The sequence below is a fragment of the Pseudonocardia humida genome, from assembly GCF_023898865.1.
In the GTDB taxonomy this organism is placed as follows: domain Bacteria; phylum Actinomycetota; class Actinomycetes; order Mycobacteriales; family Pseudonocardiaceae; genus Pseudonocardia; species Pseudonocardia humida.
This window is the reverse complement of the sequence record NZ_JAGSOV010000051.1, coordinates 39,896-58,375: the sequence shown is the minus strand read 5'-3', so window position 1 is coordinate 58,375 and position 18,480 is coordinate 39,896. Positions and strand designations below refer to the sequence as shown.

Below are 18,480 nucleotides of genomic sequence, written 5' to 3'. Positions count from 1 at the left end.
GTCACCACCCGTTCCCGATGCTCGCCTGGAGGGCAGGACGTGACCGCGCTGAACCACGAGCTCCCCGCTCTCCTCGAGTACTGGCTGCCCCAGCAGCGCTGGTTCGCGGCCAAGGGACGCCCGGTGGGCGCGGTCGCCGTGCACTCGTCGACGCCGCTGCTGACCGACGGCGAGCCCCTGCTCGACCAGGTGATCCTCGCGGTGCGGTTCGACGACGGCTCCCCGGAGCAGCACTACCAGGTGATGGTCGGGCGCCGGGAGCACCTGCGCGGCGAGCTGCAGCACCACGAGATCGGCCGCGTCGGCGACCTCCTCGCCTACGACGGGCTCGGCGACCCCGAGGTCACCGACTGGCTGCTCACCTCGATCCGCGAGGGCCGCCGGATCGGCCCGATCGCGTTCGTCCCGGAGCCCGACGCCCGCCTGGACACCGACTACTCGGGCCGGGTGCTGGGCGTCGAGCAGTCCAACACCTCGGTCTCCTGGGGCGAGCAGCTGATCCTCAAGCTGTTCCGCCGGGTGGCCCCCGGCCTGAATCCCGACCTGGAGCTGCACCGGGCCCTGCGCTCGGTCGACAGCACCGAGGTGGCCGCCCTGCAGGGCGCCATCGAGGGCGAGCTGGACGGCGAGCCCGCCACCCTGGCCATGGTCCAGGACTTCGCGGCGAACTCCGCAGACGGCTGGCGGATGGCCCTGGCCAGCGTGCGCGACCTGCTCGCCGAGGCCGACCTGCGCGCCGACGAGGTCGGTGGCGACTTCGCGGGCGAGGCGTCCCGGCTGGGCGAGACCGTCGCCGTCGTGCACGACGAACTGCGCCGGGCCCTGGGCACCGGCGACGGCGACCCGCGCGACCTGGCCGCCGGGTGGCACCGGCGGCTCTCGGCGATCGCCGGGGAGATGACCGTCCTGGAACCGCACGTCGACGCCATCCGCGCCGCCTACGACGCCGTCGCCGACCTCGGCTCCGCGATCCCCGTCCAGCGCGTCCACGGCGACCTGCACCTGGGCCAGACCCTGCGCACCCCGACCGGCTGGCTGGTCATCGACTTCGAGGGCGAGCCGTCGGCGAGCCACGCCGAGCGCGTCCGGCCCGACTCGGCCCTGCGCGACGTCGTCGGCATGCTCTTCTCGTTCAACTACGCCGCGTTCCACCAGTTGCTGCAGTGGGACCCCTCGGCCCCGCCGGAGCTCGACCAGGACTCCCAGCTCGTCTGGCGGGCCAACGAGTGGTGCGAGCGCAACCGCTCCGCCTTCTGCGACGGCTACACCCTGCGCTCGGGCCTCGACCCCCGCGAGCACTCCGCCCTGCTGCGCGCCTTCGAGCTCGACAAGGCGGTCTACCAGGTCCTCTACGAGACCCGCAGCCGCCCGACCTGGGTCGACATCCCCCTCGCCGTGATCCGCCGCCTCACCACGGACGCCGACTCCGTCCAGCGGTGAGCGGCCCCTCCACCTGGACCGTCGAGCAGCGCCACTGGGACGACCCGGCTGGCGTCGCCCTGCGCGCGGCCCAGCGCGCCGAGCTCGACGCCCGCTACGGCTCCGACGACCACGAGCCCGGCACGGCGCCCTCCGCCGAGGACATCGACCTGTTCGTCGTCGCCATCGACGCCGGGGGCGAGCCCGTCGCCTGCGGCGCGCTGCGCCGCCTCGACGAGACCTCGGCCGAGGTCAAGCGCATGTACGTCACGCCGCCGTCGCGCGGCTCCGGCGTCGCCACCGCCGTCCTGCGCGCCCTGGAGGCGGCCGCCGGGGAGCGCGGGTGGACGACGCTGCGCCTGGAGACGGGCACCGCGCAGCCCGACGCCCAGCGCTTCTACCGGCGAGAGGGCTACACCGAGATCCCGCTCTTCGGGCCCTACGCCGGGTCGGACCTGTCGGTGTGCTTCGAGCGGCGGTTGGGCTGAGGCGCGAACGAGTCCAGCCCTGATCACCCGAGGAAGAACGGGCTGAGGTACGCCACGGCGCGCCCGGCCGAGCGGTAGCCCGGGAACCGCCGCGCCCGCGGGTCGCCCCGCTCTCCAGGGTCCGTCACCCGCAGCACCACCCAGTTCCCGTCGCCGCGGTCGACCGGCGCGACGACCGCGGAGGTCCCCGCCTCCGGCACCACCACCTCGGTCTCCGCGACGACCACCGGCAGCGGCGCCCCGGTCTGCAGCACCTGCACCCGCACCGTGCGCCCGGTCCAGGCCGCGCCGTGCACGTCGAGCTCGAAGCGCAGGTCGCCGCGCTCGTGCTCGACCCGCGACCCCATCGGCCGCGGTCCGGCCGCCGTGTGCGCGACGGCGTCGACGCGCAGTCCCCGCTCCCGGGTCGCGAACAGTCGCCTGCGCAGCATCGCCTCGCGCACGGAGGCCCGGTCCAGGCCGCGCGACCAGATGCCGGTGCGGCCCAGGTCGGGCGGGAAGCCCCAGTGCGGGGAGTGCTCGTCGGTGACCCCGATCAGGCCGACCCGCCAGCCCGAGTCCAGGCATTCGACCAGCGGTGACGTGCCCCCGACGTCGACCCGCTCGAACAGGTAGTCGTCGCCGCGGTTGAACATCTCCAGCCCGACCACCCGCTCGACGATCCGCCCGTCGAAGCGGAAGCGGCCGAAGCGGGCGCGCTCGCGGCCGGGGTGGTTGAACGACACCAGCGCGTCGCTGCCGCCCCCGGCGGCGTCGTCGGCGTCGGCGTGCAGCCAGTCGTAGAAGGCGGCGACGGCGGTCGGGTCCTCCGGCGGGCCCGCGGGCACCGCGTAGCCGCGGCGGGCGCCGTCGGCGGCCAGCGGGAGCGGGCGGGTCCAGTGCCGGCCGCCCCACACGTTCATGTGCCCGAGGGTCGGGCTGGTCCACTCGAAGCCGCGGATCGCGACGAACGCGCCGGGCTCGTCGGCGGCCTCGGCCAGCTCGCCGAGGTAGTGCCAGTCGGCGTCGTCGATGGTCAGCCTGGACACGCTCGGGCCGTGGGCGTGGTCGGTGAGCGCCGCGACGTCGAGCCCGGCAGCGCGCATCGACCCGAAGGCGTCCTCCGGGCGGCCGGCGCCGTCCGACAGGAGGGTGTGGTTGTGCAGGTCGGCGTGCAGCAGCCGCTCGCCGGAGCCGGGCAGCACGAGCGAGCGGCGATCGTCGTCGGCGTGCTCGGCCGGGGTGGCCGCGATCAGTAACCCGTCCGACGCGTCCTCCGGCCCGTTCACCACGGCCCCATCGTGCCTTGCAGCGTGCCGCACCCGGGACACCGGGAGGCCACCCGCACCCCTCTCGGAAGGCGCTGTCCGATCACGACAGCACCCGCGGGCAACCTTTCCGGCGCGCCGGTCGACCGGTCGGTGGGGCGCCCGGCCGGGCGCCCACCGCGCGGCCCTCGGCGCGGACCCACCCGATCGAAGGACTCCCCCCATGTCCCGACAGGCACGCGCCCGGCTGACCGCCGTGGCCAAGATCACCACGGTGGCGGCCCTGCTGGGCGGCTCGCTCGTCGGCCTGAGCGCCGTGGCCGGTGCCGCGGTGGGCGACGGCCCGCCCGCGGCGACCGGGCAGGTCGCGGTGGCCGAGACGATCGTGGTCGACGGCGAGTTCGACGGCGGGCTGCAGCAGTTCTCCGGCGTCGGCGACGGCGGGCAGGACGAGGGCCAGGACCCGCTGTTCGAGGTGGCCGACGGCGGCGTCGTGCGCAACGTGCTCATCGGCGCGCCCGGCGACGACGGCATCCACTGCCTGGGCAGCTGCACACTGGACAACGTGTGGTGGATCGACGTCGGGGAGGACGCGCTCACCGCCGTCGGCGACTCGGCGGACACCGTGGTGACGATCGAGAACGGCGGCGCGTTCCTGGCGTCGGACAAGGTGTTCCAGCACAACGGCGCCGGCACGATGATCATCCGCAACATGGAGTTCGCCGACGTCGGCAAGGTCTACCGCTCCTGCGGCAACTGCTCCACCCAGTTCGCCCGCACCGCGGTGATCAGCGACATCGTCGTGCGCGGTGAGGTCACCGCGGTGGCCGGGGTGAACACCAACCTGGGCGACCGGGCCACGCTGTCGGGCATCACCCTCGACACCGACGACGACGTCGACCTGTGCGAGCTGTTCCTCGGCAACGACACCGGCGACGAGCCCGAGCTGGTCGGCACCGAGCCCGACGGTGTGAGCTGCACGGTCTCCTGAGGGTGAACCGCCGCCCCGCGGCGGCGCGTGTGCCGGGTGTGCGCGGCGCGGAGTTCGAGGTCTTCTTCGCGCGCCACCGCGGCGAGCTCGACCGGCTCGCCCGCCGGCTCGCCGAGGACGGCGCGGCCGACGACCTCACCGGGGACACCGTGCTCGCCGCGTGGCGGCAGTGGGACCGGATCCGCTCGCTCGACCACCCGCTGGCCTACGTGCGGCGCATCATGCGCAACCTCGCCGCGACCCGGGTGCGCCGCCGCGTGCGCGAACGGCGGTCGCTGGAGGTGCTCGGCGCCGCGGCGGCGGGCGCCCCCGGGCCCGACCCGGTCGCCCTCGTCGCGGTCCGCGCGGCCCTCGCCGGCCTGCCCGCCCGCCGGCGCGCCTGCGTGCTGCTGCGCTTCGGCTACGACCTGCCCGAACGCGACGTCGCCGCGCTGCTCGGGATCGGGGTGGGGACCGTGAAGAGCCAGACCTCGCGGGGGCTGGTGCAACTGGCCGCCGCGCTGGGGCCGGGGACGGCGCCGGAGGACTCCCCTACCGGGCGAACAGCGGCCTGATCGTTGCGGCCAGGCTCGGCGACCATGGACCTGGCGCAATAGGGTGCCTTGCGTGGATCGCGAGGACAACCCGACCCAGACCCTGGACCAACCGGTCGACGCGTGCCCGCCCGATCCGGCGACAGTGGACCGCCTCCTGGGCGGCGCCCATCACGACCCCCACTCGGTGCTCGGCGCGCACCCCCACCCCACCGGCACGGTCATCCGGGCGCTGCGCCCGCACGCCGACGAGGTGCACGTCGTCCGCGAGGGCGGCCAGGGCTTCCCCCTGGTGCGGGTGCACGAGGCCGGGCTGTTCTCCGGCGTCGTCCCCGGCCCGCCCGCCGACTACCGGCTGGCCGTGCGCTACGGCGAGCGCGTCGACATCGTCGACGACCCCTACCGCTGGCTACCGACGCTCGGCGAGGTCGACCTGCACCTCATCAGCGAGGGCCGCCACGAGCGGCTGTGGGACGTGCTGGGCGCGCACATCCGCCGCTACGACACGCCGGCCGGGCCGGTCACCGGCACCAGCTTCGCCGTGTGGGCCCCGACCGCGCAGGGCGTGCGCGTCACCGGCGACTTCGACGGCTGGTCGGGCTGGGCGCACCCGATGCGCGCGCTCGGCAGCGCCGGCGTGTGGGAGCTGTTCATCCCCGGCATCGAGCCGGGCACCCGCTACAAGTTCCGGATCCTGGGCCAGGACGGGCGCTGGCGCGACAAGGCCGACCCGATGGCCTTCGCCACCGAGATGCCGCCGGCCACCGCGTCCGTCGTGCACGTGTCCACCCACGAGTGGGGCGACCAGGAGTGGATGCGGGCACGGGCCGGGCGGCAGGCGCACGCCGAGCCGATGAGCGTCTACGAGGTGCACCTCGGGTCGTGGCGGCTCGGGCTCAGCTACCGCGACATGGCCCACCAGCTCGTCGACTACCTCGACGAGACCGGCTTCACCCACGTCGAGCTGCTGCCGGTGGCCGAGCACCCGTTCGGCGGGTCGTGGGGATACCAGGTCACCTCGTACTACGCGCCGACGTCGCGCTTCGGCAGCCCCGACGACTTCCGCTACTTCGTCGACCACCTGCACCAGCACGGCTACGGCGTCATCGTCGACTGGGTGCCCGCGCACTTCCCCCGCGACGAGTGGGCGCTGGCCAAGTTCGACGGCACCCCGCTCTACGAGCACGCCGACCCGCGCCGCGGCGAGCAGCCCGACTGGGGCACGCTCGTGTTCGACTTCGGCCGCCGCGAGGTGCGCAACTTCCTCGTCGCCAACGCGCTGTACTGGCTCGACGAGTTCCACATCGACGGGCTGCGGGTCGACGCCGTCGCCTCGATGCTCTACCTGGACTACTCCCGCCCGGAGGGGCAGTGGCTGCCCAACATCCACGGCGGCCGGGAGAACCTGGACGCCGTGGCGTTCCTGCAGGAGATGAACGCGCTCGTCTACCGCCACCACCCCGGCGCGATGACCATCGCCGAGGAGTCCACGGCGTGGCCGGGCGTCTCGCGGCCCACCCACCTGGGCGGGCTGGGCTTCGGGCTGAAGTGGAACATGGGCTGGATGCACGACACGCTCGACTACATCGGGCGCGACCCGGTCTACCGGGGCTACCACCACAACCAGATGACGTTCTCGCTGATGTACGCCTTCAGCGAGAACTACGTGCTGCCCCTCTCGCACGACGAGGTCGTGCACGGCAAGGGTTCGCTGTGGGAGCGGATGCCCGGCGACGCCTGGAACAAGGCCGCGGGCGTGCGCGCGCTGCTGGCGTTCATGTGGGCCCACCCCGGCAAGCAGCTGCTGTTCCAGGGCGGCGAGTTCGGCCAGGAGCGCGAGTGGTCCGAGTCGCGCTCGCTGGACTGGCACCTGCTGGAGGACCCGCTGCACGCCGGGATCAAGTCGCTGGTCGGCGACCTGAACCGGGCCTACCGGGCCAACCCCGCGCTGTGGACGCGCGACACCACCCCGGACGGCTTCTCCTGGATCGACGCCAACGACGCCGCGGGCAACGTGCTCAGCTTCCTGCGCCACGGCGTCGACGCCGACGGCAAGCCGGTCGTGCTGGCCTGCGTCGCGAACTTCTCCGGCACCCCGAAGCGCGACTACCGCGTCGGACTGCCGTTCGCCGGGCGCTGGCGCGAGGTCGTCAACACCGACGCCGACGTGTACGGCGGGTCGGGGGTCGGCAACTTCGGCGCGGTCGAGGCCGAGCGTACGATGTGGCACGGCCGGCCCGCGTCCGCGGTGCTGCAGCTGCCGCCGTCGGGCGTGCTGTGGCTCGTGCCGGAGCCCTACGAGGGCGCGGTGCGGCGCTCCGCGGCCATCGCCACCGCCACCCGCGAGGACGTGCCCACCGAGGCCGAGGCGCGCGCCGGGGCGGGCGAGCTGCCCGGTACCGCCGCGGTCGTCGCGGCCGTCGAGCAGGCGCGTCCGGGGGCCGGGGTCACCGAGTCCGGCCCGGACGCGGAGCCGGCGGGCGAGTCGGCGCTGGACACCGACGCCGCCCAGGCCCCGCCGGCCACGGCGGGTGCCGCGGCCACCGACCGGATCCCGGTGCCCGCCGAGGCCGGTCCGGCCGCCGATACGGGTACCGGCACCGCGGGCGACCCGGCCGGCGCGACCGACCGGCTGGTCGTGGCGCCCGCCACCGCCACCGGCGCGCCGCGGCCCGGGGAGGACGTCGTCCTCGCCGACGACACGCCGACCGGCCCGATCCCGATCGTGCCGCCGCTGGGCGACCTGGAGCCCGACGGCCCCACCGGCACCGCCACCGAGCCGGTCGAGCGCCCGACGCCCGTCGTCGAGGACGAGGTGCGCCCGGTCGAGGCCGAGCCCGCGACGGCCGTGCCCACCGGGTCCGACGCCGAGGACGAGGCCGAGGCCGAGGCCGAGGCCACGGTCGCCGACGAGGCACCGCCCGCGGTCGAGGAGACCGCCGACGACGGTCCGGCGGCCGAGGAGCCGGGCGTCACGACCCCGACCGAGGCCGAGGAGGCCGCCGGGGTCGCAGCGCAGACCCGGTCCTGGGCCCGGCCGCCGGAGGCTGCCGCCGACACCGCGGGGCCCGCCCCGGCCACGGAGGCCGAAGCGGTCGCCCCGGTCGGCGCGGAGCCGGCGGCTCCTGGGGCGGCGGCCACCGACCCGGCGCCCGGGGCGGCACCGGAGGCGGAGCCGGCGACCGCGGTGGAGCCGCGGACCGAGGCCGTCGACGACGGCCCGGCGCCGAGGGCGGGCAACTCGTACACGCCGTGGCGGCGGTTCGGCACGGCCGAGCCGGACGAGCCGACGACGGAGGGCCCGGCTCAGCCGGGGACGCGCCCGTCGGAGGGGCCGACCTCGACCGGCTGGCGCCCGTCGCTGCGCCCGGAGAACGGCTCGTCGCCCCGCGGCGACGACGACGAGCCGCGCGCCGACGACAGCAGCAGGAACCAGTAGCCCAGCAGGATCGCGCAGTACAGGGACCCGGCCACGGCCGACACGGCCGGGCCGACGCTCTCCGGCGGCCACTCGGCCGCCCACGACACGGGCACGACGGCCACCGCCAGCGCGGCGGCGGCCGCCGACCCGCGCCCGAGCGCGACCAGGACCAGCACGCCCGGCCACAGCAGCATCAGGTAGTTGTGCCAGGCGATGGGGGCCAGCAGCAGCCCCGCGGCCAGCACCGCCCACGGCGCGGTGCCCGCCGGGTCGACCCGGTCCCGGTGGTAGCCGCACCAGGCCAGGGTGCCGACCAGTACGGCCGCCCCGAGCGCGGTGCCCAGCGTGGAGGGCAGGCCGAACCGGGCGACCAGACCGGGCAGCGAGGCGTTGTCCGGGACTTCCGGGGCGACCTGGTCGAGGGCCAGGTGCAGCCAGGCGAACGCGCTGGACGGCCCGGCGGCCAGCACCCCGACCAGGGTGGCCACCGCGGCGGAGGCGATGCCCGCGCGCAGCGCCGACCAGCGGAGCTGCACCGCGGGCAGCAGCAACACCGGGGCCAGCGAGGGCTTCAGCGCGACTGCGACGCCGTAGAGCACCGCGGCGGGCACCGGCCGCCCGCGCCGCTCGGCGATCCAGCCGGCCACCATCGCGGCCAGCAGCAGCGGGTAGATCTGCCCGAGCACCAGCGTGCCGTGCAGCGGCGACGAGGCCAGCACGGCCAGCGCCGCGCCCACCTGGACCACCGGGCGCAGCCGCAGCTCGCGGGCGACGGCGAGCAGCGAGACCAGCGTGGTCAGCAGCATGAGGGCGGCGAAGATCCGGTACCCGGTGAGCGCGTCGAGCCCGGCGAAGGGCAGCAGCAGCACCGACAGCAGCGGCGGGTTGAGGTTGGGCAGCTTGGCCGGGGTGGCGTAGATGTCGCCGCCCTGGGCCAGCGCGACCGCGGAGAAGCGGAAGGTGTCGAAGTCGACGTGCAGCTCGTGCATGTCCGGTGACGGCAGGAGCGTCACCAGGGCGTCCGGGTGACGCAGGGTGAGCACGACGGTCGTGACCAGCGCCGCGGCCACCAGCAGCCAGGCCGTCACCCTCGCCGGAGCACCCGACCACGCGCTGCGGGGCGTTTTTCCACCACCTGGCGGGTTCACGTCGCGCGGACGATCATCGTCGCCGGTCGGGCCGGGGGTCCCGACGCCCTCACCGGAACCCGTCCCGACGGCAGCCGTGCTGGTCGGAGCGTTGACGGCGGGGGTGTCCCCGGTCGCGGAGCGGGGCGGGTCGATCGACGGCACGGTAATCCACGGTATCCGCGGTACCGGTGGGTGTCGGAGCCCCTCCCCCGGCGGCGCACGACCGGGGGCATGATTGGTGCGTGCGCAGCCCCGCCCGACTCCGCCCGGTGACCGCCGCAGCCGCTCTGGCGCTCGCGTTCACCGCAGTGGCGGGGTGCACCCAGGTCGTCCCGGGGCGCGCGGTCGCCGCCGCCGGCGGTACCTCCGGGGTCGGGCAGACGCCCACCCAGGAGGAGATCGAGCTGGGCACGGCCGCGGTCCGGGCCGTCCAGGAGATCTGGCGCGACGAGTTCCCCCGGTCGTTCGACGAGCCGTGGCGGGACATCGCGATCACCGTCCCGGTCCACACCGACGACCCCCGCACCGACCAGCCGCCGTGCGTGCGCAACATCTCCGAGGTCGTCGGCCAGGCCTTCTACTGCCCCTCGGCCGACGCCATCGCCTGGGACGCCGACGGCCTGCTGCCCGACCTGAGCGAGCGCTTCGGCCAGGCCGGCGTGACCGTGGTGCTGGCCCACGAGATCGGCCACGCGGTGCAGAGCAGGCTCGGGCTCGACGAGCTGCAGGCCCGCTCCCCCGCGCAGTACCCGACGATCCTGCTGGAGGCCCAGGCCGACTGCTACGCCGGCATGGCCGTCGCGCAGCTGCGCGAGCGCTCGATCCCGGGCCTGCCGATGGGCCAGGTCGAGCTGGACGACGCGATGCTCGCACTGGTCGGCTTCCGCGACCCGCTGGGCGTCGCCCCGGACGACGAGGGCGCGCACGGCAACGCGTTCGACCGCGTCTCCGCCTTCCAGGACGGCTTCGTCGAGGGCGCGGTGCGCTGCGCGGAGATGACCCTGGACAACCGGCAGTTCACCCAGCGCCGGTTCGGCTCGGCGGCCGACCTCGCCCGCGGCGGCAACCTCCCGCTGACCGACCTGATCGACGCCGTCGAGACCGACGCGGGCGAGTGGTTCGGCTCCCTGGTCCCCGGGTTCGTCCCGCCCACGATCGGCGAGCCGCTCTCCTGCGACACCGACGACCTCGAGGCGCAGGGCCCCACCCGGTTCTGCCCGGACGACGACACGATCTCGATCGACCGCCAGGAGCTGGCCGTGCTGCACGAGCAGCTCGGCGACTACGCCACCGGCACCCTGCTGGCCAGCCGCTACGCGCTCGCCGCCCTCGACGCGGCCGGGGAGCCCACGACCGGAACACCGGCCAGCGAGACCGCGCTCTGCCTGGCCGGCGCCTACACGAGCCGGCTCATCGACCCCGTCGGCGACTTCTCGCTGTCGCCGGGCGACCTCGACGAGGCCATCACCGTGCTGCTCACCGACAGCTGGGCCGCCCGCGACACCGACGGCGAGTCGCCGCCCGACGAGTACGGCTTCGAGCGCGTCGCGCAGTTCCGGTCCGGCGTGCTGGAGGGCTCCACCGCCTGCCTGGCCTCCTGACCCGGCCGGCGGTGCCGCCGGCCGGGCCCGGGAGGACGGTCAGAACAACGCGCGCGCGAGCGAGCGCCGAGCCTTGGCGACCCGCGGGTCGTCCGGCGCGAAAAGCTCGAACAGCCCGACGAGGTGCTCGCGCACCCGGTCGCGGTCGTCGCCCGAGGTGCGGGCGACGGTGGAGACGAGCCGGTCGAAGGCGGCCTCCACGGAGTCGACGGCCACCTCGGCGTCGGACGCGGCCAGTTGCGCGTCGACGTCGTCGGGGGCCGCGTCGGCACGACCGACGGCCGCCGGGTCGGCCCGCTCGGCGCGGGCCAGGAAGCGCACCTGCCCCAGCGCCGCCTTGGCCTGCTCGTTCGCCGGCTCGACGGCGAGGATCTGCTGGTAGGCGGCCTCGGCTGCGGGGTAGTCGCCGCGCTCGAGCGCGTCCTCGGCCGCGGTGAAGCGCGGGTCCTCCGGCTCCTCGACCGGCTCGCCGCCCTGCGCGCCCTCCTCGGCCTGCCGGATGGCGGGCATGCGGTCGCGCAGCGCGTCCAGCAGCCGCGTGATCCACTCGCGGACCTGCGGCTCGGGCAGGGCGCCGTTGAACCCGTCGACGGGCTGCCCGCCCACGACGGCCATCACCATGGGTATGGACTGGACCTGGAACGCCTGGGCGATGCGGGGGTTGGCGTCGACGTCGACCTTGGCCAGCACCCAGGCGCCGTTGGCCGCCGCGGCCATCCGCTCCAGCACCGGGGACAGCTGCTTGCACGGGCCGCACCACTCGGCCCACAGGTCGACGACGACCGGGACCTGCAGGGAGCGCTCGAGGACCTCGGCCTGGAACGTCTCCTCGGTGACGTCGACGACGAACGGCGACGCGCCGTCGGGACCGCCGTCGCTCGTCTGCGGCGCCTGCGCGGCGCGCGCGGCGGCGGCCGCGGCCGCCTCGGATCGGGCCTTCACCGCGGCCAGGTCGACCGCGCCGGCCAGGGCCATCGCGGCCGCCGGGGCCGCCTGACGGGAGTTCGGTCGGGACACGCATCCATCCTGGCACGCCGGGGCGGGCCGCGTCGCGGGACGTCCGCTCCCGGCGCGGGTCGCGAACCCCGCTCAGCCGGCCGGTCGGGGCAGACCCATCGGGTTGCGGTCGAGGAACCCGCCGCCGGCCACGATCGCCGCGACCAGCGGCCCGGTCAGCTCGACGACGCGCTGCGCCCGCGCGTCGCCGACCTCGCCCCACGGCACGTCGGCGAGGGCGTCGGTGTGCGCCTCGACCTCGGCACGCAGCGCCCGCCCCTCGTCGGTGATGTCCTCCCCGCCGTCGCCGCCGACCAGCCCGCGGTCGGTGAGGCGCTCGACGGCGGCGGCCCACTCCGCTTCCGGCCAGCCGCGCCGCGTCCGCATCCAGTCCATGCCCAGGCCGGTGTCGGCGGTGAACAGGACGAGCGCCTCGGCCGGGTCGAGCCCCGCGGTCAGCAGGGCCGCGACGTGCCCGTCGCCGCGGTGCTCGCGCAGCACGGTCTGGGCGTGCCAGAGCACGAGGTGGGCGGGCTCGGGCCAGTCGAGGGCGCGGTTGGCCGCGGCGAGCGCCCGGCCGGCCGTCGGCGCCGACTCGGCCGCCGCCCTGGCGATCCCGGCGGCCTCGGCGACCGCGGCCGACCCGATCGCCTCCGGCCCGAGCAGGCGGCGCAGCACGGCGTCCACCGCGGTCAGCCGCACCTGCAGGAACCGCCCCGGCGGGGCCACCGCCCAGACGTCCGGCACCGCCCTGGCGACCAGCTGCGGGTGGAAGTTGTAGAACAGGGCCGTGACCAGCTCGGGGGGCGCCGCGCCCAGCGGTGCGGCGCGCTGGGCGAAGTAGCTCATCCAGAAGCCCTTGGTGCCGAGCTCCTGGCAGGCCGCCTGCGGCTCAGGGGCGAAGTAGGTGACCGCGTGGACGGGCTCCAGCGCCTGCCACATCCGCCGGGCCCGGGGGACGTCCTGGTCTGGCATGGGTCCTCCTCCGCAGGGTGGCCGCACCGCCGCCGCCACACCCCGAGGAATGTAGGACGTCCGAGTAAATCCGGTCGAGGTCCGGACGGCGGTGACGGTGCGCACACGGCGGAGCGGCCCGACCGGCGGATCGCCGCCCGACGATCACCGGACCGGCGGAGCACCGCGACCGGACCGGGCTCGTTGAGCAGGCGAGTGACCGAACGGTCGCTGAGCGTGCCGACCCGCGCCCGCGCGCGGCGTCCCTCACCGAAGGAACTGCCATGAGCTCGGACAACACCGTCGCAGACCGGCTGGTCGGCGACGCCCGCCGCAAGACGGCCCGCAACGAGAGCCCGACCCTGGGCAAGATCGCCATGATCGTCGGGATCGTGGCACTCGTGGTCAGCCCGATCTCGATCGCGGGCTGGGTGGTCGGCGCCACCGCCGTCGGCCTGGGCGTGACCGCGCTGCGCCGCACCGCGCCGCCGAAGCAGGCCAAGATCGGCATCTGGCTGGGCGCGGCCGCGATCCTGATCGGCGTGTTCTTCTACACGCTGGTCATCGCCCTGGGCTGACCGCCGGACCGGCCGGTCGGCGGCCCGGGCGGCGCCACGACGGCGCGCCCGGGCCGCGGCGGTCCTCGCAGACCCATGAGCCGGCGGACGGACCCGCCCGACCCGGCCCGCCGGCTGACCGGACGGGCCCGGCCGACCCCGCCGACGCGACCGACCGATCAGCCGCCGGCTGCGTCCCCGCCCTCCGCCGGGCCGCCCCGGCGCAGCGCCTGCTCGACCCGCTCGACCTTCGCCGTCAGCTGGCCGGTGTGGCCCGGGCGGATGTCGGCCTTGAGCACCAGGCTCACCCGCGGCGCCCTGGCCTGCACGGCCTCCACCGCCCGCCGGACGACGTCCATCCCCTCCTCCCAGGTCGGGGCCTCGATCGTGGTGAACATGGCCGTCGTCTCGTTGGGCAGGCCCGACTCGCGGACCACCCGGACGGCGTCGGCGACGACGTCGCCGACGCTGTCCCCGTCGGCGTCGGGGTAGGCACCCGAGGGAGCGATGCTGAAGGCGATGAGCATGGCCGCCAGCCTGCCCCAGTCCGCGCCGGGTGCGCGAGGTGCGCGCCCGGCACTGCTAACGTCGCAGCTCATGACGCCGCGAGACCCGCTGCCGTTCGATCCGATCCTGCGGGCAGCGTCGCTGTGGTCGGAGCGGATCGGTCCCGCGACGACCATGGCCGCCGTCACCAGCGTCATGCGCGTGCAGCAGATCCTGCTCTCGTCCGTGGACGCGATCCTGCGCCCGCACGGGCTGACCTTCGCCCGCTACGAGGCCCTCGTGCTGCTGACGTTCTCGCGCACGGGCCGGCTGCCGATGCGGACGATGGGCGAGCGGCTGCAGCTGCACCCGACCAGCGTCACCAACATCGTCGACCGCCTGCAGGCCGACGGCCTGGTCCGGCGGATCCCGCACCCCACCGACCGGCGGGCGACCCTCGTCGAGATCACCGAGGACGGCACCGGCCGCATGGAGCAGGCGACCAGGGCGGTGACCGCGGTCGGCTTCGGCATGACCGGGCTCGACGGCGCGGAGCAGGCCCAGCTGACCGAACTGCTCGGCAAGGTGCGCCACGCCGCGGGCGACTTCCACTGACCACGGCCCGCCCCGGCTGATCACACGTCCGCATCGCCGCCCTCCCCGGGAGGTCGCGGACGGGCGCGGCCGCCCGGCCACGTCCGACCCGTCCGCCCGCGCTCCCGCCCCCGGGCGTGCCAGCGCGCCCGCCGCCGGGCGGCGCACAGCCCGGCCACCGCGCCACCCATCGAGCCGGCCAGCACGCACACCGAGCACGTCGTCGGATCCATGGCCTCTCCTCGTCGATCGCTGTTGACGCCTGTTGCGGCAACGCAGTTGACAGTACGGCCGAGCACCGACACCCTGGGTCCATGACGCGCACCCGACCGCCCCGCCGCGGGCCAGCACCGGGCGGAGAGCCGACCGTGACGGCCCTGCGCGCGGCCCGGTCGGCCCGCGGTTGGTCCCAGAGCGAGGCCGCCCGCCGGCTCGCCGCGCTGGGCCGGGAGCGCGGGGCCCCGGTCGCCGCCGCGGCCAGCCTGAAGACCCAGCTGTCGCGCTGGGAGAACGGCCACGCCCTGCCCGACCCGCCCTACCGGGAGCTGCTCACCGAGCTGTACGGCCGCCCGGCCGCGGAGCTCGGCCTCGCCGCGCACGGCGCCGACATCCCCGACGCCGACGGCCCCGGTCGGCTGCGCACCGCGCTCGCCGAGGCCGCGGCCGCCGCCCGGGCCGGCGCCGCCCCGTGGTGGGACCAGCTCGCCGCGGCCGCACGGCTCGACGACGAGCTGGGCGCGGCCGGGGCAGGCGCGCTGGTCGACGCGCAGATCGAGCGCCTGTCCGAGATCGTGGCGCACGCGGTCGACCCCGGGCCGCGGGCCGGCCTGGCCGCGGTGCTTTCCGCCGCGGCGGCGCTGGGCGCCGCCCAGTCGCTCGACCGCGGCCACCACGACCTGGCCTGGCGCCGCTACGACCGCTCACTGGCCGCGGCCCGCGAGGCCGCCGTCCCGGAGGCCGTCGCGGCGGCCGTCGCCGGTCAGGCCGAGGTCCTGGTCGACGCGGGCGAGCCGGCCGCCGCCGTCGCGCTCCTGGGCAGCGCGGCGCCCGGCGCCGGCAGCACCGCGGAGGTCCGGTTGGCCGGGGCGATGGCCGTGGCCGCCGCGGCCGCGGGCGACCGGGCGGCCGCCACCCGCGCCATCGACGACGCGCGGCACCGGTGGAGCGAGGTCGTCGACGTGGTCACCCCGCTACCGGGGCTGCGCATCGACGTGGCCGACGTGCACCGCTGGCACGGCCACGCGCTGGCCGAGCTGGGCGACCGGGCCGCCGCCGCGCCGCTGCACCGCGCCCTCGACGTCCCGCAGCGCTCGGTGCGCCACCGCGCCGCCGTCCACGCCGACCTCGCGCGCGTGCTGGGCGAGGCCGAGCCCGCCCTCGCCGCCGAGCACGCCGCGACGGCCCGCGAGCTGGCCACCGGCATCGGCTCGGCGCGCGTCGCCGGGCGCCTCGCGCGCCCCCTCCCGACGGGGCGGGCGACGTGAGCGCCGCGGTGGGCTCAGCCGGCGCGCCGCTCCTGGGCGCGCACGGCGGCGCGCCCGCCCACGAAGGTCACCAGGAAGCCCAGCGCCAGCGAGACGAACACCCCGAGGTTCGCGTAGGCCCAGTCGCCCTCCGGGCCGCCCAGGCCGAACGGCCCGAGCAGGTAGCCCTGCCACGACAGCCAGCCCGCCGCCGAGTTGGTCACCAGGCCCCACCCGATGAAGGCGCACACGGCCAGCAGCAGGATCGGCATCAGCCGCACGTCGCCGTAGCGGCCGGCCGGGTCGAACAGGTCCTCCTCGTCGTAGTCGCGCCTGCGCAGCGCGATGTCGGCCAGCACGATCCCGCACCACGCGGCCACCGGCACGCCGAGCGTGATCAGGAACCCGGTGAACTGCCCGAGGAAGTCCTGCGCGACGAAGACCACGTACACCGTGCCCGCCACCATGATCAGGCCGTCCACCAGCGCCGCGACCGGGCGCGGGATCCGCAGCCCGGTGGCCATCAGCGCCAGGCCGGACGAGTAGATGTCCAGCACCGCCCCGCCGACCAGGCCGAGCACGGCCGTCAGCACGAACGGCAGCAGGAACCACGTCGGCACCGCCTCGGCCAGCGCGCCCACCGGGTCGGCCGCCAGGTTCTCGCTGAGCTCGGCCGAGGAGCCGGCCAGCAGCAGGCCGAGCACCAGCAGCACGATCGGGGCGATGGAGGCGGCGATCGTCGTCCAGGCCACCACCCCGGCCGCGGAGACCGAGCGCGGCAGGTAGCGCGAGTAGTCCGCGGCCAGGTTCACCCAGCCCAGGCCGAAGCCGGTGGCCAGGAAGATCAGCGCGCCGATCACCTGCTGGGTCGAGCCGCTCGGCAGGGCCGACACGGCGGCCCAGTCGATGCCGCCGGCCACCAGCACCACGTACACCACGGTCAGCACCGCGGTCACGATCGTGATGACGGTCTGCAGCCGCATGATGGTGTCGAAGCCCAGCACGCCCGCGGCGATCACCAGCCCCGCCACCACGACCAGTGCGATCAGCTGCACCGGGGTGCCCCCACCCCAGCCCATCCGCTCGAACACGGTGGCCGTGGCCAGCGTGGCCAGGATGGTCAGCGCCGTCTCCCAGCCGACGGTGAGCAGCCAGGAGATCGCCGCGGGCACCCGGTTCCCGCGCACGCCGAACGCGGCCCGGCTGAGCACCATCGTGGGCGCCGAGCCGCGCTTCCCGGCCAGCGCGACGAAGCCGCACAGCAGGAACGAGAACACGATCCCGACCACGCCGACGACGAGCGCCTGCGCGAACGAGATGCCGAAGGCCAGGGTGAACGCCCCGTAGCTGATCCCGAAGACCGAGATGTTGGCCGCGAACCACGGCCAGAAAAGGTCCCTCGGCCTGCCCTTGCGCTCGGCGTCCGCGATCACGTTGATGCCGTTCGCCTCGACCCGCAGGACCTGCTTCCCGCCACCGGTGGCGCCGGTGTCCCCACCCGCCTGCGGGTGTCGTGATGTCGTCACCGTGTCGCCTCCTCGTGCGCCCACCGCTGACCAGGGCGTTCGACGGGGGGAGCATAACGACCACCACCGACCGGAGTGGATCACCGCGACGGGTCGGGCCGCACCGCCCCGACCAGCTCGTCGGCGGCCCGGTAGGGGTCCAGCTCACCGGCCACCATGCGCTTGGCCAGTTCCGGCAGCGCCACCGAGCCGCGCAGGTCGCCGATCCGCACGCGCACGGCGTCGAGGGCCAGCGCCTCGATCTCGGCCCGCGCCCTGGCCAGCCGCCTGCGCTCGCGGCCGTCGCCGGCGTCGAGGTGCGCGCGGTGCTCGTCCAGGGCGGCCGCCAGGTCGGCCACGCCGTCGGCCCGGGTGGCCACCGTCGGCACCACCGGCGGCGTCCACCCGTCGGCGGCGTCCCGGTGGCCCATCGACAGCATCTGGCGCAGCTCCCGCACGGCGCGGTCGGCGCCGTCGCGGTCGGCCTTGTTCACCACGAACACGTCGGCCACCTCGAGGATGCCGGCCTTGGCCGCCTGCACGCCGTCGCCCATCCCCGGGGCCAGCAGCACCACCGTCGTGTCGGCCAGCGCCACGACGTCCACTTCGGACTGCCCCACGCCGACCGTCTCCACCAGCACGACGTCGCAGCCCGCGGCGTCGAGCACGCGCAGCGCCTGCGGGGTCGACCAGGCCAGCCCGCCCAGGTGCCCGCGGGTCGCCATCGACCGGATGAACACCCCCGGGTCGGTGGTGTGCTCGGCCATCCGCACGCGGTCGCCCAGCAGCGCCCCGCCGGTGAACGGCGAGGAGGGGTCAACGGCCAGCACGCCGACCCGCCTGCCGTCCGCCCGCAGGGCCGACACCAGCGCCGACGTCGTGGTCGACTTCCCGACCCCTGGCGGCCCGGTCAGGCCCACCACGTGCGCGCGCCCGGTGTGCGGGGCCAGCGCCGCGGCCGCCTCCCGCAGCCCCGGGCCGGCGTCCTCGACCAGCGAGATCAGCCGGGCCACGGCCAGTTGCTCGCCGTCGAGCGCGCGCCGCACCAGCCCGGCGACATCGGTGCGGCGCGCCACGGGCGGGAGTGGGGACGTC

Annotated in this window: 16 protein-coding genes and 1 pseudogene; 9 read left to right on the top strand and 8 right to left on the bottom strand. The window is 75.9% G+C overall.

Annotated elements, in window-relative coordinates; genetic code table 11:
* Positions 1-39: 39 nt before the first annotated feature.
* On the top strand, positions 40-1,440 hold the full coding sequence (locus KDL28_RS24530) for a maltokinase N-terminal cap-like domain-containing protein (protein WP_252441874.1): 1,401 nt from the start codon (positions 40-42) through the stop codon (positions 1,438-1,440).
* Positions 1,437-1,907, top strand: a complete 471-nt coding sequence (locus tag KDL28_RS24525; RefSeq protein ID WP_252441873.1) for a GNAT family N-acetyltransferase — start codon at positions 1,437-1,439, stop codon at positions 1,905-1,907. The genes KDL28_RS24530 and KDL28_RS24525 overlap by 4 nt, the downstream gene beginning before the upstream one ends.
* A 23-nt stretch (positions 1,908-1,930) precedes the next feature.
* On the opposite strand, the gene KDL28_RS24520 is transcribed toward KDL28_RS24525, so the two are convergent.
* Positions 1,931-3,178, bottom strand: coding sequence for a CehA/McbA family metallohydrolase (locus KDL28_RS24520; RefSeq protein ID WP_252441872.1), 1,248 nt, complete (start codon positions 3,176-3,178; stop codon positions 1,931-1,933).
* Between the two features lie 199 nt (positions 3,179-3,377).
* On the opposite strand from KDL28_RS24520, the gene KDL28_RS24515 reads away from it, so the two are divergent.
* From KDL28_RS24515 to glgB, 3 genes and pseudogenes are all read left to right on the top strand, one after another.
* On the top strand, positions 3,378-4,145 hold the full coding sequence (locus KDL28_RS24515; RefSeq protein ID WP_252441869.1) for a pectate lyase: 768 nt from the start codon (positions 3,378-3,380) through the stop codon (positions 4,143-4,145).
* A gap of 2 nt (positions 4,146-4,147) precedes the next feature.
* Positions 4,148-4,699, top strand: a complete 552-nt coding sequence (locus tag KDL28_RS24510) for a sigma factor-like helix-turn-helix DNA-binding protein (protein WP_252441868.1) — start codon at positions 4,148-4,150, stop codon at positions 4,697-4,699.
* Between the two features lie 82 nt (positions 4,700-4,781).
* Positions 4,782-6,971 (top strand): annotated as a pseudogene (glgB, locus tag KDL28_RS24505) (1,4-alpha-glucan branching protein GlgB); the annotation flags it as partial.
* Positions 6,972-7,984: 1,013 nt separating this feature from the next.
* Here glgB and KDL28_RS24500 read toward each other — a convergent pair.
* On the bottom strand, positions 7,985-9,187 hold the full coding sequence (locus KDL28_RS24500; RefSeq protein ID WP_252441867.1) for a glycosyltransferase family 87 protein: 1,203 nt from the start codon (positions 9,185-9,187) through the stop codon (positions 7,985-7,987).
* A gap of 284 nt (positions 9,188-9,471) precedes the next feature.
* On the opposite strand from KDL28_RS24500, the gene KDL28_RS41145 reads away from it, so the two are divergent.
* Positions 9,472-10,830 carry a neutral zinc metallopeptidase gene (locus KDL28_RS41145; RefSeq protein WP_308216055.1) on the top strand — a complete coding sequence of 453 codons (1,359 nt, stop codon included), beginning with the start codon at positions 9,472-9,474 and terminating at the stop codon, positions 10,828-10,830.
* 39 nt (positions 10,831-10,869) lie between these two features.
* Here KDL28_RS41145 and KDL28_RS24490 read toward each other — a convergent pair whose 3' ends face one another.
* Both KDL28_RS24490 and KDL28_RS24485 read right to left on the bottom strand, forming a co-directional pair.
* Positions 10,870-11,847, bottom strand: coding sequence for a tetratricopeptide repeat protein (locus KDL28_RS24490; protein WP_252441866.1), 978 nt, complete (start codon positions 11,845-11,847; stop codon positions 10,870-10,872).
* A 72-nt stretch (positions 11,848-11,919) separates the two neighbouring features.
* Positions 11,920-12,801, bottom strand: coding sequence for an SCO6745 family protein (locus KDL28_RS24485; RefSeq protein ID WP_252441864.1), 882 nt, complete (start codon positions 12,799-12,801; stop codon positions 11,920-11,922).
* 263 nt (positions 12,802-13,064) lie between these two features.
* Between KDL28_RS24485 and KDL28_RS24480 the strand changes: the two genes are divergently transcribed.
* On the top strand, positions 13,065-13,358 hold the full coding sequence (locus KDL28_RS24480) for a hypothetical protein (protein WP_252441863.1): 294 nt from the start codon (positions 13,065-13,067) through the stop codon (positions 13,356-13,358).
* A gap of 158 nt (positions 13,359-13,516) precedes the next feature.
* Here KDL28_RS24480 and KDL28_RS24475 read toward each other — a convergent pair whose 3' ends face one another.
* Entirely contained in the window at positions 13,517-13,864 is a 348-nt protein-coding gene (locus tag KDL28_RS24475) for a thiamine-binding protein (RefSeq protein ID WP_252441862.1), read from the bottom strand.
* A gap of 70 nt (positions 13,865-13,934) precedes the next feature.
* Here KDL28_RS24475 and KDL28_RS24470 point away from each other — a divergent pair, with 70 nt between their 5' ends.
* Positions 13,935-14,438, top strand: a complete 504-nt coding sequence (locus tag KDL28_RS24470) for a MarR family winged helix-turn-helix transcriptional regulator (RefSeq protein WP_252441860.1) — start codon at positions 13,935-13,937, stop codon at positions 14,436-14,438.
* Positions 14,439-14,458: 20 nt separating this feature from the next.
* Here KDL28_RS24470 and KDL28_RS24465 read toward each other — a convergent pair whose 3' ends face one another.
* A complete protein-coding gene (locus KDL28_RS24465; RefSeq protein WP_252441858.1) occupies positions 14,459-14,650 on the bottom strand; it encodes a hypothetical protein in 192 nt (63 codons plus the stop codon).
* Between the two features lie 81 nt (positions 14,651-14,731).
* Between KDL28_RS24465 and KDL28_RS24460 the strand changes: the two genes are divergently transcribed.
* Positions 14,732-15,901, top strand: a complete 1,170-nt coding sequence (locus KDL28_RS24460; protein ID WP_252441856.1) for a helix-turn-helix domain-containing protein — start codon at positions 14,732-14,734, stop codon at positions 15,899-15,901.
* Positions 15,902-15,915: 14 nt separating this feature from the next.
* On the opposite strand, the gene KDL28_RS24455 is transcribed toward KDL28_RS24460, so the two are convergent.
* Both KDL28_RS24455 and meaB read right to left on the bottom strand, forming a co-directional pair.
* Positions 15,916-17,406 carry a purine-cytosine permease family protein gene (locus KDL28_RS24455; RefSeq protein ID WP_252441854.1) on the bottom strand — a complete coding sequence of 497 codons (1,491 nt, stop codon included), beginning with the start codon at positions 17,404-17,406 and terminating at the stop codon, positions 15,916-15,918.
* Positions 17,407-17,486: 80 nt separating this feature from the next.
* Positions 17,487-18,461, bottom strand: coding sequence for a methylmalonyl Co-A mutase-associated GTPase MeaB (gene meaB / locus KDL28_RS24450; protein ID WP_252441852.1), 975 nt, complete (start codon positions 18,459-18,461; stop codon positions 17,487-17,489).
* Between the last annotated feature and the right edge of the window lie 19 nt (positions 18,462-18,480).

What these genes read in the sequence shown, in the direction of transcription:
- KDL28_RS24515 (WP_252441869.1), top strand. Translation starts at nt 3,378, where the DNA reads ATGTCCCGACAGGCACGCGCCCGGCTGACCGCCGTGGCCAAGATCACC.
- KDL28_RS24460 (WP_252441856.1), top strand. Translation starts at nt 14,732, where the DNA reads ATGACGCGCACCCGACCGCCCCGCCGCGGGCCAGCACCGGGCGGAGAG.
- KDL28_RS24475 (WP_252441862.1), bottom strand. Translation starts at nt 13,864, where the DNA reads ATGCTCATCGCCTTCAGCATCGCTCCCTCGGGTGCCTACCCCGACGCC.
- KDL28_RS24470 (WP_252441860.1), top strand. Translation starts at nt 13,935, where the DNA reads ATGACGCCGCGAGACCCGCTGCCGTTCGATCCGATCCTGCGGGCAGCG.
- KDL28_RS24485 (WP_252441864.1), bottom strand. Translation starts at nt 12,801, where the DNA reads ATGCCAGACCAGGACGTCCCCCGGGCCCGGCGGATGTGGCAGGCGCTG.
- KDL28_RS24480 (WP_252441863.1), top strand. Translation starts at nt 13,065, where the DNA reads ATGAGCTCGGACAACACCGTCGCAGACCGGCTGGTCGGCGACGCCCGC.
- KDL28_RS24465 (WP_252441858.1), bottom strand. Translation starts at nt 14,650, where the DNA reads ATGGATCCGACGACGTGCTCGGTGTGCGTGCTGGCCGGCTCGATGGGT.